This window comes from Pseudomonas extremorientalis (assembly GCF_024584605.1).
Taxonomy (GTDB): Bacteria; Pseudomonadota; Gammaproteobacteria; order Pseudomonadales; family Pseudomonadaceae; genus Aquipseudomonas; species Aquipseudomonas extremorientalis.
Genome location: NZ_CP089519.1, coordinates 257,213 through 270,488, shown reverse-complemented (window position 1 = coordinate 270,488; position 13,276 = coordinate 257,213). Strand labels below are relative to the sequence as shown.

Genomic DNA, 13,276 nt, shown 5'->3' with positions numbered 1-13,276 from the left:
CAGGTGTCAGAGCTGGTGATCGGCAGTGGCGTGTTCGGCGCGCCGTGAGTGGCACTGGCCCTGTACATCAGGGCCTGAACCTCAACGCACCAAGTGCAGGAACTGCAGGTGCCGTTCGTACTGGTCGAGGATGTCGTTGATGATCTGCTCCTTGGTGTAGCCCACCAGGTCGTAGTCCTGGCTGCCCTCGGCCAAGTGCACTTCCGCGCGGTAGTAGCGGCGGTTGTTGATCTCCTTGGAGCCCATGCCGCCACGGGCGAATGACGGCGTGAAGTAGCCGCGCATCTGCACCTGGTAGACGAAGGGATGTTCCTCGCCATGGCCGATTTCCAGGCTGACGCTGTCGTTGGAAGGGTCGGGCTGGGTGACCACACTCAGGCCCTTCTCGACGAACACCGCCGTTACCTCCTCAATCGCCGGACGCACGGTTGATTCCAGGAAGCGATACACCTCATCCCGCGACGGGAAATGCACCGCCTGGCTCAAACGCTGACGCCAGCCGCCTCGGCCCTTGCGCGCCGCCGAAACCGGCGCCAGCGAATGCAACTGGGCGATCTGCTTTTGCGACTCCAGGTAGAACGCCTTGTGCAGCCCCCACATCATCAGCAGCAGGATCATCGAGAACGGCAGCGAGGTCAGTACTACCGCTGACTTGAGCGAATCAATACTGCCGGCGAACAGCAAGGCGCTGGTGACCAGCGCGGTCATCGCCCCCCAGAACACACGCAGCCATTTCGGTCCGTCTTCATCGGCGTTGCCGCCCTTGGACGACAGGGTCGACAGCACCACGGTGCCGGAGTCGGCCGAGGTGACGAAGAACACGAAGCTGATAAACACCGTGACCGCGATGACGGTTTTGCTCCAGGGGTAGGTTTCCAGCAGCAGGTAGAGGCTCATCGACGGATCATCGATGGCCGACTGGCCGAGCGCGGCCATGCCGTGGTTGAGCACCTGGTCGATGGCGCTGTTGCCGAAGATCGACATCCAGGCCAGGGTGAAACCCAGCGGGATCAGCAGCACGCCGAACACGAATTCGCGGATGGTACGACCACGGGAAATCCGTGCGATGAACAGGCCCACGAACGGCGACCATGCGATCCACCAGGCCCAGTAGAACACGGTCCAGCCACCCAGCCAGTCGCTGGGTTTGTCGTAGGCGTATACGTCGAAACTCTTGGTCGGCAAGGCGCCCAGGTAGTCGCCGATGTTCTGGATCAGGGTGTTAAGCAAATGCTGGGTAGGCCCGGCGAACAACACGAACAGCAGCAGCGCACAGGCCAGCAGCATGTTGATGTCGGACATCACCCGCACGCCCTTGTCGACGCCGGCCACAGCGACCAGGATCGCGGCGCCCATCATCAGCGTGATGAGACCGACCTGGATCCACTGGGTATGGGCAATGCCAAACAGATAATCGAGACCGGAGTTGAGGTGCAGCACCCCAAAACCCATATCCGCGCCGAGGCCGAATACCGTGGCGATAATGCCAAAGCCATCCACCGCGTAACCGATGGGGCCATTGATGCGTTTGCCAATCAGCGGGTACAGCGCCGAGCGCAACGCCAGCGGCAGGTTATGCCGGTAGGCAAAGTACGCCAGGGCCATGCCCACAAACGCGAACACGCCCCAGCCATGCAGGCCCCAGTGCAGAAACAGGATCTGCATGGCCTGGCGCGCAGCGTCGGCGTTCATCGGCGCGCCTTGCGGCGGTTGCACCAGGTGCGTCAGCGGCTCGGAGACGCAGAAGAAGAACAGCGTGATGCTGATCCCGGCGGCGAACAGCATGCCGGCCCAGGACAGGTAACTGAATTCGGGCTCGTCGTGGTCGGCACCGAGTTTTATCTTGCCGTAGCCCGATAGCGCGGTGACCACCACGAAGACCAGATACAGGGTCATCGCCAGCATGTAGTACCAGCCGACCGTGTTGGCCGCCCAGTTTTGCGCCGCCAGCAGCCAGGCACCGGCCTGTTGCGGGATAGCGATGACGGTGATGCCGAACAGCAGGATAAACGTCGCGGCAAAGTAGAAGACCGGCGCATTCATGCGCACCAGGCCGCTGGATGGGGTGGACGATGCACTCATGAACGATGCACCCCAAGGATGAGGGATATGGCTGTGAAAAACGGACTCAGCAAAGGTAAGCCTCCTGTTGTGAGCGGGCAGCGAACCACCGGGTTTAACTTGAACGAGCATTCAAGTTAAACATGGATAGGCGGTCTGGGACTAATCGCAGGGCTGAGTGGTAGGTGATTCCTACACAAGCTCAAGGAAAGGTATGACGGATCGCGCTGAAAAACGTTCAGCACGCCTTTCAATATGTGCAGCCTGCCTCCTGTTGCATTCACCACAATCGAATGACCACTGCCCACCTGAGGTCATTCAGCCATGCCAGAGACATTGAAGCATTTTGATTTTATCCGGCAACAATTGCCGCCATGGTTGCGGAGCACGTCACTGCAACGTTTTGCGGCGTTGAAAAAACAGCGCCCAGACTTCACGGAACTCTATCGCAATGCCCCTGGCTCGGAGCAGCGACTGCCCTTCAAGCACGCCCTGGACACCCACTGGGCCAGCCAGAACGCACTGGACACGCTATTCGAGACACTCACCGACATTAAGGCCTTCGCCGAGCCCTTGCTGAAAAATGCCCTGCGTGACTACGGCGCTATTGATGTGTTGAATACTTCGATCCGTCTATACGCGCCGGCCACACTGCCCTGGTGGACGTTCGGGACGCACCCGGGTGTCTCCGTCCGGACAACGACGCTGCTCGACGCCGCCTTGCACAACTTTTCAGCTTCGGAAACCTTTGTCGATTACGCTTTCCTTGCAGCAGAGGATGCCCGTGGGCAGCGTGAGATACTCACGTTCAAACACAGGGTGACAGGTCAACCCCTCACCGCCGACCATTTCAAAACCGTGTGCCGAAACCTGGATATCGGTGCGCGCTATGTGCAAAACCTCACCCTGACAGTGGGGTTCGGCAACGCCTCGGTCGCCACCTCCTTCCGACAAAAAGTCATCCACAACCTGAAAGCCGCCCTCAACAGTGCCGCTCACGTGGCGCTCGCCAAAAAAGACATCACCGAAGACAGCTACACCCTCATTCAGTCGCTGCTCCAAAGAGACGGCCCGCTTCAACTGGGCGGGCAAACGATGGACGTCTACGCGCTGAGCCTGCTGGATACACGCCTGTTGGGCATTTTCATCATTGCGCCCGCACGGTTGGACGCAGCCCTTCATAAAATCCTGGTCTATATCCCTGATGACCCCGCCCACCCTATCAAGGACTACAGCTCGGCCCCGGCCTTCGTCAAAGAGCTGACCGGTCAACTGCGTGACCGCACGCCTTCCGACGACCCATCCCGCCGCAGCTACCAGCAGTTCTTCAGCCAATTCGTGGCCCATCAGGAACGTGGGCGCTTTTTTTACCAACTCAATCAGTTGCTCTCCACTGTGCGCTGGCACGACAGAGAACCTGGGGACAGCCGCCCCAACTGGCGCCCAGAGCCGGTAGAAACCCCCAACCTGCAATTTCGCACCCTGGCTGTTCGTGACGATATTCAAAACCGTGGCGACGATCCGGGCCAGGATAATCTCTGGCACTATCTCTACCGCGTCAAACTGAACAAATGCGTGAACGACGCCCGAGAGATTGCCATCTCCACAGCCTACGCCGATCGCATGGCACGCTGGGAGTGGTGGGATAACCTGGAGAAAATGCTCTCGGACATTTTCAATGCCGCGCTCCTGGTCATCACTCCGTTCGTTCCCTTGCTGGGGGAGTTGATGTTGGCCTACACCACCTACCAGATGCTCGACGATGTATTTGAAGGCATCGTCGATTGGGCCGAAGGCTTGCAGCGCGAAGCGGCAGAACATCTGCTCTCGATCGCAGAGAACGCGCTGCAGCTCGCGCTATTCGATGCGGGAGCCAGAGTGGGTGAAATTGCCAAGGTGAAACTGTCCACGTTTGTCGAGCAACTCCAACCCGTACAGACACCTTCCGCACAGACGCGCCTCTGGGCCCCTGACCTCGCGCCTTACCAACATACCAACCTGCGCCTGCCCGAGACCTCCATTGCGCACGAAAATGGCCTTCACCACCATCAGGGCAAGCAGATTGCGAAAGTGGAAAACCAACACTATGAAGTCCGCAAGGACCCTGTCACCCAAACGTACACCCTTGCCCATCCCAAACGCACCAGTGCCTACCAGCCTCCCGTGGCGCTCAATGGCAGCGGCGCGTGCGTGCTGGCCGGTGAACAGCCAAGGACCTGGAACAATGCTCGCCTGCTGAGACGCCTCGGGCCACAGACAAACGGTCTGACGGCCGGTGAACTGGAGCAGGTACGGCAGATAAGCGGTGTCGAGTTCGGGGATTTACGCCATATGTATGTCAACAATGAACCCACCCCACCCTTGTTGGCCGATACCCTCAAACGCTTTAACAGTGAGAAGGGCATCAGAGAGGCCGGAGACGCTATCCGTACAGGCCAGCCCCTTGACCCGTCGTCGGACTGGTTCGAACAAATGGTCACCGAGCTTGAGGGCTGGCCTCGCGACAAAGCCTTGCTGGTGTACCCGCGCGGCGATTCATCAGGCACGCCCCGTCGTTATGGCAATGCACAAGCAACAGGCGCCGATACCCTGAGCCTGAACATCGCCGATGTCATGTCAGGCAGGCTGGCGGAAAAAGTCGTGGACTACCTGGATGAACCACAACTGACCCAGTTACTCGGCAAACAGTTGCCTGAAAATGAGCGCGTACAAGCGCTGCGTGAACGGCTGGCCGCGTATGTCGAGCAGCAAAGCGCCTCCCTCGCTCACAGCGATTACTCCCGCCAGGAGGCCAGCGACGAGCCCTCTATCCAATTGCTGCGCAGCCAGTACCCGGACCTCCCCCTGAGTATCGCTCAGAGCCTGGTTCGCCATACCCGTCGTCGCCACCTGAGCATTATGAGTGAAAAGAAACGCCTTCCATTGGAGGTAAAAAACCAAGCGCGGGAGCTGGATTTCGAAGTCCGCAGTACGCGCATGTTCGAACAGCTTGTCCAGGGTACCCCGCCCTCGACACACACCGAAAACCTGGCACTCAATACCCTCAGAATTCACTCAGACAGTTTTGCGAATCTGCGTATCCAGGTGCGTGAACGAACCTCCACCGGCGACCTGAGAACCCAGGTCGGCGCAGAGGATGCCGCACACCTCAAGATCCTGGTGCGTAACCGAAAAGGCCAGTATCGGGTGTTCGACGCCGAAGGCAAGCTGATACACGGCCCAACTGACTTCTACAATGCTGTATTCCAGGCATTGCCGCCCGAAAGTCCCTTGCGCGATAGCGACACACTGCGCACATGGCTGATTGAAAAAAACAAAGCGCCCACCGAACGGCGCTTGACCCTCGCCGAGGCGCCTATCCCCACCCATCCTGAACGTGAAACACTGACTCTGCTCGGTGGCGGTAACAGCATGAGCCGCGTGGTCGATGTCGAGGTAAATCCCGTTACGGTGCAGGGGAATATCAAACACTGGCTGCCGGAGATGTCCGAGCAAGGCGTGAAACGCTTCGCTGAAAAAGCCGAGAGTGAAGAGGGGCGATTACAACTCGAACACCTGAAAGCCGAAGGCAAAGCCTTGGACAAGGCGCTACACACCTATTTGCAAGACAGTACCCGATTTCCTTATCGCAACTCGCTGGAAGAGGTGCTTGCCAGGAAGGCATTTACCAAGAAGTTGAAAGAAGCCTGGCGCAAGGGATACACAAAACTGCACGACGAGTTCAATACGACAGGCAACGATGTGCACCTGTACTTGAGTGATACGGCGTTGCCGACTGAACTCCCCGTGCTGCCCTTTGAGTTGGGATTGGTCACGCACTTGCATATGAAAGACAGTGGGTTTGCCGCTGAACATACGCCACTCCTGGCGCATTTCCCTAAATTGAAGGCGCTTGATTTAGCGGATAACCGTCTGGTCACGCTGCCCGAGGCCATCGGAAACATGCGCTCGCTAAAAGCCCTTGACGTGAGCAACAACGCTATTGCCTTGGACAATACCGCTGTCCAGCAGCTGAAAAAACTGCGGCGGTTGCAGGGGCTGGATCTTTCAAAAAACCCTTTGGGGCGAGTACCGGATATTAGTCATATGCGCGACCTGGAGGAGTTGGACTTGTCCCACACCGGGATCAGCGAATGGCCCGCGGGCCTCTTTGCGCACGAGCGAGACGAGACTTTTAACCTGTACCTTCGCGGCAATCCCATCATCACAATTCCAGAGGTTGCCAAGGAGTCCGCAGAGGCATTTACCGTGGCGTATACCTGGCTGGACCGCGCAACCCTAACACCTGAAGCCAGGGCCCTTTGGGACGAGCACAAAACTGACTTTGGGTTGGACCCTTATCGCACTTACCGGCCCAAGGGCGATGGCGAATTCTGGGTGGATGATTTGGACGATGACAATCAGGTGCGTTTTGCCGATATCTGGTTTGACTTGGAGCATGAAGAGGGCTCGCAGGGTTTCTTTGAGGTCATCAAGAAACTGGAACCACCCGAGGCTTTCGAGGACCCGATGGACGAGGTGCGTTACGAACAAAACCGAGAAATCCTGACCAAACAGGTGCGGCTTATGCTGTCGAGCATGCACGAAGACAAAATGTTGCGTCAGGAGCTGTTCAGAATGTCGAGCTTCCCAGGGCTATGCCCGGACGCAAGCCGCCAGATATTCACCGAAATGGGGATTCAGGTCACCGCCACCAGGGCCAAGCGATACAGTCGAACGCCCGCTGAACATGAAGAGAAAATCACTCGTTTAGCCCAGGGCGCCGCGAGGCTCAAGATGGTGAACGATGTCGCCCGGGCGGACATCGCCAACCGCCTCAAACCTGTCAATCAAGGTGGCCAGGGACTGCGACTGTCCACCGATGTTGTTGACGGGCAGCCCGGCAGCGTCGACGAGGTGGAGGTTTACCTGGCCTACCAGACACGCCTGTCGGAAAGCCTCGAACTGCCCTGGGTCAGCGACAGCATGACGTATCGAAACACCGCCAACGTACCAATGTCTTCCATCATCAATGCGCACAAAGCCGTGAAAGACTTGAGTGAAGGCGACGGACTGGTGAACCGCATGTTGCAGGAACCGTACTGGGAGCCCTTCCTGAAGGAACGCTACGCAAAAGACTACGCAGCCAACGAAGAAAACACTGCTCGACAGTTGGAAGGCCTGGAGCAACTGGATACCGAACAAAAAGCGTTTGCCCAGGCGCAGGATCTGAGCGAGCAGGAGAAAACGCAAAAACGTGAGGCACTGAAGTCCCTGGTCGAACAGTTACAGATCGAGGATCGAGTCGTCCCGGACCAGGTCATGTCCGAGGACCTGTACAACCAGCTCTACAATGACCTGGCGGAACGTCGCATGGAGTGGCTGCGCGAGCAGACCCACCTGTCACTGAGTCGGCTTGAACGCTGACATGCTCACTTTTGCGTGCCGTCATCATGCTGCAGGTTCGCCTGGGTGATATTCGCCCCCGCCGGCACGCTGCGGGTCAGCCACACGTTGCCGCCAATGGTCGAGCCCTTGCCGATGGTGATGCGCCCCAGGATGGTCGCGCCGGCGTAGATCACCACATCATCCTCGACAATCGGGTGGCGCGGGTGGCCCTTCTGCAACTGCCCGTCCTCATCCGCCGGGAAGCGTTTGGCGCCCAGGGTCACGGCCTGGTAGATGCGCACCCGCTCGCCGATGATCGCGGTTTCGCCGATGACCACGCCGGTCCCGTGGTCGATAAAGAAACTCGGGCCGATCTGTGCGCCGGGGTGGATGTCGATGCCGGTGGCCGAGTGGGCGATCTCGGCACTGATGCGCGCCAACAGCGGCAGACCGGCGCGGTACAGGTGGTGGGCCAGGCGATGGTGAATCACCGCCAGGATGCCGGGGTAGCACAGCAACACTTCATCCACACTGCGAGCGGCCGGGTCGCCGTGGTAGGCGGCCAGTACGTCGGTGTCCAGCAGGCTGCGCAGGGACGGCAAGGCCAGGGCGAAATCCTGGATCAGGCGGATGGCGTGGTCGTTAACGGCGCTGTCGTCCTCGCCGCTCTGGCGCGCGGCGTAGCGCAGTTCCAGGCGCGCCTGGCCGAGCAGGGCATTGAGCGCCACATCCAGGGTGTGGCCGACGTAGAAGTCTTCACTTTCTTCACGCAGGTCCACCGGGCCCAGGCGCATGGGGAACAACGCGCCACACAACGACTCCAGGATCTGCGCCACCGCTTCACGCGAAGGCAACTCGCGGCCACCATGCTCACCGCTCAAGCGGCCATTGCGCGTTCGCCACTGGTCCCGGGCGCCGCGCAACTGGCTGACGATGGTCTGTAATTGCCAATGACTGGAACGCTCACTCACGGTTTTCACTCCTGACGTAATGGCGCTCACTTTACGGTATGCACCCTGGCCGCCCTTAAGAACCAATGGTGCAATACTAAGAACCATCCGGAATAAGCGATTGGCGGTTGCCCGATGAAAAGTGCCTGCCTATAGTCGCCCCATCCTCATCAACCGTGCGTAGCCATGATCAAACAACAGCTCGACCGTTTTAACCGCCTGGAACTGCTGGGTGGCGCCACCGCCCTGGAAAAACTCGAGCGGCTGTCGGCCTGGTCGGGCAGAGACATCTACGTCAAGCGCGACGACACCACACCGCTGGCCATGGGCGGCAACAAGCTGCGCAAACTCGAATACCTGGCCGCCGATGCCATCGCCCAAGGCGCCGACACCCTGGTGACCGCTGGCGCGATCCAGTCCAACCACGTGCGCCAGACCGCCGCGCTGGCCGCCAAGCTCGGCCTGGGCTGCGTCGCGCTGCTGGAGAACCCCACCGGCACCGAAGACCCCAACTACCTGGGCAACGGCAACCGCCTGCTGCTGGACCTGTTCGACGCCAAGGTGGAGCTGGTGGAGAACCTCGACAACGTCGACGACCAACTCAGTGCCGTCGCCGACCGCCTGCGCAGCAACGGCAAGCAGCCATACCTGGTGCCCATCGGCGGCTCCAATGCCCTCGGCGCGCTGGGTTACGTGCGCGCCGGGCTGGAGCTGGCCGCGCAGATCGAAGCCAGCGGCATCGAGTTTGCCGCCGTGGTGCTGGCGTCCGGCAGTGCGGGCACCCACAGCGGCCTGGCGCTGGCGTTGAGCGAAGTGCTGCCGCAGTTGCCCGTGATCGGTATCACCGTATCGCGCACCGAAGAAGCACAGTTCCCGAAAGTGCAGGGCCTGGCCGAACGCACCGCCGAATTGTTGGGTGTGGATATTCCCGAGGCCTTCAAGGTGATCCTGTGGGACGAATATTTTGGCCCGCGCTATGGCGAACCGAACGCCGGCACCCTGGCGGCGGTCAAATTGCTGGCGAGCCAGGAAGGCCTGCTGCTGGACCCGGTCTACACTGGCAAGGCCATGGCCGGCTTGCTGGACGGTATCGGGCGCCAGCGCTTCGAGGATGGCCCGATCATTTTCCTGCATACCGGTGGCGCGCCGGCGTTGTTTGCTTACAAGAGCGCCTTCAACTGAATCAACGCGGACTAAATGTGGACCAACATGTGGGAGGGGGCTTGCCCCCGATGACGGAGTGTCAACCATGACTTCTGTGACTGCTACACCGCTATCGGGGGCAAGCCCCCTCCCACATTAGAACTTCTATATATTTCTTATTGGAATATCAGATTTAATTTATATTATTTTCAAGTCTTAAAAACCGGCTTTATAGTCGCGCCGTAGGCGAAGACGCGCTACGCGCTTTAAGGCAGGATACGACTACTGCGTCACCTGCTTCGCACACCATAAAAACACAGGGGCTCTTCATGACTATTTCTGTATTCCGTCGCACGTTGCTGGTTGGCACTCTGGGCCTGGCACTCGGGGCTGGCCTGATCGGCCAGGCAGTCGCGGGTGAACAACTGGGCAACATCAAAAAAGCCGGCGAGATCAAGATCGGCCTGGAAGGTACTTACCCGCCGTTCAGCTTCGTCGATGAAAGCGGCAAGCTCAGCGGTTTCGAAGTGGAACTGTCCGAAGCCCTGGCCAAGGAGCTGGGCGTGAAGGTCAAGCTGCAAGCGACGCCATGGGACGGCATCCTCGCCGCCCTGGAATCCAAGCGCCTGGACGCCGTGGTCAACCAGGTGACCATCTCCGAAGAACGTAAAAAGAAATACGACTTCTCCCAGCCTTACACCGTCTCCGGTATCCAGGCGCTGGTCCTGAAGAAAAACGTCGACACCATCAAGACCGCCGACGACCTGGCCGGCAAGAAAGTCGGCGTAGGCCTGGGCACCAACTACGAACAATGGCTCAAGGACAATCAACCCAAAGCCATCATCAAGACCTACAACGACGACCCGACCAAGTTCCAGGACCTGCGCATCGGCCGTATCGACGCCATCCTGATCGACCGCCTGGCCGCCCTGGAATACGCCAAGAAAGCCCCGGACACCGCCGCTGCCGGCGACGCCTTCTCCCGCCAGGAAGCCGGTATTGCCCTGCGCAAGGGCGAGCCAGAACTGCTTGATGCCGTGAACAAGGCCCTCGACAAACTGCGCGCCGACGGCACCTTGAAGAAGCTGTCCGAGAAGTACTTCAACGCTGACGTCACTCAATAATGGAAGCAGGTTTCCAACTCGCGCTGGACTCCGCGCCCTTTCTGCTCAAGGGCGCGTATTACACGGTGATCCTCAGCCTCGGCGGGATGTTTTTCGGCTTGCTGCTGGGCTTCGGCCTGGCCTTGATGCGCCTGTCGCGCTTCAAGCTGGTGAGTTGGCTCGCCCGAGTCTACGTGTCGTTCTTTCGCGGCACGCCCTTGCTGGTACAGCTGTTTTTGATCTACTACGGCTTGCCGCAAGTGGGCATCGAGCTGGATCCTATCCCGGCAGCCATGATCGGCTTCTCGCTGAACATGGCCGCCTACGCCTGTGAAATCCTGCGTGCCGCTATCGGCTCCATCGAGCGTGGCCAGTGGGAAGCCGCCGCCAGTATCGGCATGACCCGCGCGCAAACCCTGCGCCGGGCCATCCTGCCGCAGGCAATGCGCACAGCCTTGCCGCCGCTGGGCAACAGTTTCATTTCGCTGGTCAAGGACACGGCGCTGGCCGCCACCATCCAGGTGCCCGAGCTGTTCCGTCAGGCGCAACTGGTGTCGGCAAGGACCTTCGAAATCTTCACCATGTATCTCTCCGCTGCCCTGATCTACTGGATTTTGGCGAGCATCCTGGCGCATTTGCAAAACCGCCTGGAAGACCGGGTCAACCGGCATGACCTGGAGTCCTGAAGCATGATCGTGGTTGAAAAACTGACCAAACAATTCAACGGTCAGGTGGTGCTCAACGGCATCGACCTGGAGGTCAAGGAAGGCGAAGTCATCGCCATCATCGGCCCCAGCGGTTCCGGCAAGACCACCTTCCTGCGCTGCCTGAATTTCCTCGAACAACCCACCAGCGGCCGCATCAAGGTGGGTGACATCGAGATCGACACCAGCAAGCCGATCAACCAGCAACAAAGCCTGGTGCGACGCCTGCGCCAGCACGTGGGTTTTGTGTTCCAGAACTTCAACCTGTTCCCCCACCGCACCGCGCTGGAAAACGTCATCGAAGGTCCCACCGTGGTCAAGAAGATGCCGCACGATGCCGCGGTCGCACTGGGTCGCAAGCTGTTGGCCAGGGTAGGCCTGGCAGGCAAGGAAGACGCCTACCCACGGCGTCTGTCCGGCGGCCAGCAGCAGCGCGTGGCGATTGCCCGTGCGCTGGCCATGGAGCCGGAGGTGATCCTGTTCGACGAACCCACCTCGGCGCTGGACCCGGAGCTGGTCGGTGAAGTGCTGGCGACTATCCGCAGCCTCGCCGAAGAAAACCGCACCATGGTCATCGTCACCCACGAGATGAGTTTTGCGCGGGATGTGGCCAACCGGGTGATTTTCTTCGACAAGGGTGTGATCGTGGAACAAGGCGAAGCCAAGGCGCTGTTCGCCAACCCCAGGGAAGAGCGTACCAAACAGTTCCTGAGCAAGTTTCTCGCCCACTGAAGCTTTGGGTAGGCGCTGGCCTGCGATACAGCCACCTCGGTGAACCTCTCACACCGGGGCGATGCCTTCGCAGGCAAGCCAGCTCCCACACAAGCCTGTTCCTACACGAGGTGCTCATTCCAACCAGCAAAACACCCCACGGCATCCGTCCGAATATCCCCGCCTCAGTCAGACCCTTCTGAATCTCTCCAACACCGCCGTTTAGCCCTTTGCCGCCATTGACGCCCCCCGGCCAACCCTCTTATCTAGCGCCCAGAGGATTGGATCCTATCCCGGCTACTCACTGAATCGTTTCGTTCGGCCCACCGCGCACACCTGCGCCAAAGGTCCGGAGCGATTGCTGCTGGCTGCATCAAGGAGATTACTTATGACGCACCCCCTGCTCACCGCCCCGACACTGCCCCAGGCCGTCGGCAATGGCATCAATGCCCTGGCCGCCGCACACTTGCAGGTTGACATCCCGCCGTATCCCGGCATGGATGAAGGCGACCTGATCGAGCTGTTCTGGAACAACTGTTTCGCCGCTTCACGTCGGATCACCACAGGCAAGATCGGCGAGTTCACTCACCTGCGAGTACCAGAGAGTTTTGTGCTGGAGGGGCCGACGCAGGTGCATTACCAAGTCATGCAGGTCGGCCACGGCCCTGCTCGCTCAGCCGTGACGCGAGTGCGTGTAAAGACCCTGTGCCCAGGCGGCCAACCCTCGCCCCTTTGCGGTGACGAAAACCAGAACCTCGCCCCCGTGGGCCTGCCCGATATCATCCGCCGCTACGGCGTCAATGCCAGCCAGGTTCGGCGCGGTATTCCCCTGACCATCGAGCCTTACCTGCACATGACCACCGGCGATGCCATCACCTTGCGCTGGGGCGATGTACGCCTGGATCTGCCGAAGATCCGGGCCAGGGAAGTCGGCCTGGCGGTACAGGTATGGGTACCTTCGACGGTGATTATCGAAGCGGGCGACGACTGCCGGCTGGAAGTCACGTACTGCATTCTTGACCGCGTCGGCAACAATTCACGCTGGGCACCCGCGCGCACCTTGCGCATCGCAGCGGGGGCACAGCCCCGCCCGGCCGGGACCGCGCTGACCTATCAGCCACGAGCGCTGGGATCGCCCTGTGAACCTGGGTGACAGACCTTCTATGCATATTCCCAAAAGTTAGTTTATTTAAATATTTAACACGCTTAGGGTATATACACCGGACCACCGGACATC

Annotated in this window: 8 protein-coding genes; 6 read left to right on the top strand and 2 right to left on the bottom strand. The window is 59.7% G+C overall.

Features of this window, described 5'->3' with window-relative positions; genetic code table 11:
• Window positions 1–81 precede the first annotated feature (81 nt).
• On the bottom strand, window positions 82–2,043 hold the full coding sequence (betT, locus tag LUU92_RS01200; protein WP_165447923.1) for a choline transporter BetT: 1,962 nt from the start codon (window positions 2,041–2,043) through the stop codon (window positions 82–84).
• Between the two features lie 342 nt (window positions 2,044–2,385).
• On the opposite strand from betT, the gene LUU92_RS01195 reads away from it, so the two are divergent.
• Window positions 2,386–7,467, top strand: coding sequence for an NEL-type E3 ubiquitin ligase domain-containing protein (locus LUU92_RS01195; protein WP_257103042.1), 5,082 nt, complete (start codon window positions 2,386–2,388; stop codon window positions 7,465–7,467).
• 5 nt (window positions 7,468–7,472) lie between these two features.
• Here the strand turns inward: LUU92_RS01195 and epsC are convergent, their stop codons facing one another.
• Window positions 7,473–8,399 (bottom strand): serine O-acetyltransferase EpsC, encoded by a 927-nt coding sequence (gene epsC / locus LUU92_RS01190; RefSeq protein WP_257103041.1) that lies wholly within the window; start codon window positions 8,397–8,399, stop codon window positions 7,473–7,475.
• Between the two features lie 165 nt (window positions 8,400–8,564).
• Between epsC and LUU92_RS01185 the strand changes: the two genes are divergently transcribed.
• From LUU92_RS01185 to LUU92_RS01165, 5 genes are all read left to right on the top strand, one after another.
• Window positions 8,565–9,560, top strand: coding sequence for a D-cysteine desulfhydrase (locus tag LUU92_RS01185; protein ID WP_071492511.1), 996 nt, complete (start codon window positions 8,565–8,567; stop codon window positions 9,558–9,560).
• Between the two features lie 290 nt (window positions 9,561–9,850).
• Window positions 9,851–10,645 (top strand): cystine ABC transporter substrate-binding protein, encoded by a 795-nt coding sequence (gene tcyJ, locus LUU92_RS01180; RefSeq protein WP_071492512.1) that lies wholly within the window; start codon window positions 9,851–9,853, stop codon window positions 10,643–10,645.
• Complete coding sequence (gene tcyL, locus LUU92_RS01175; RefSeq protein WP_010214112.1) at window positions 10,645–11,310, top strand: cystine ABC transporter permease; 666 nt, start codon at window positions 10,645–10,647, stop codon at window positions 11,308–11,310. Before tcyJ ends, tcyL begins: the two co-directional genes overlap by 1 nt.
• A 3-nt stretch (window positions 11,311–11,313) precedes the next feature.
• Window positions 11,314–12,060: an L-cystine ABC transporter ATP-binding protein TcyN gene (tcyN, locus tag LUU92_RS01170; RefSeq protein WP_071492513.1), complete on the top strand. Its 747-nt coding sequence runs from the start codon at window positions 11,314–11,316 to the stop codon at window positions 12,058–12,060.
• A 367-nt stretch (window positions 12,061–12,427) separates the two neighbouring features.
• Window positions 12,428–13,192 carry a hypothetical protein gene (locus LUU92_RS01165; RefSeq protein WP_071492514.1) on the top strand — a complete coding sequence of 255 codons (765 nt, stop codon included), beginning with the start codon at window positions 12,428–12,430 and terminating at the stop codon, window positions 13,190–13,192.
• The last annotated feature ends 84 nt before the right edge of the window (window positions 13,193–13,276 follow it).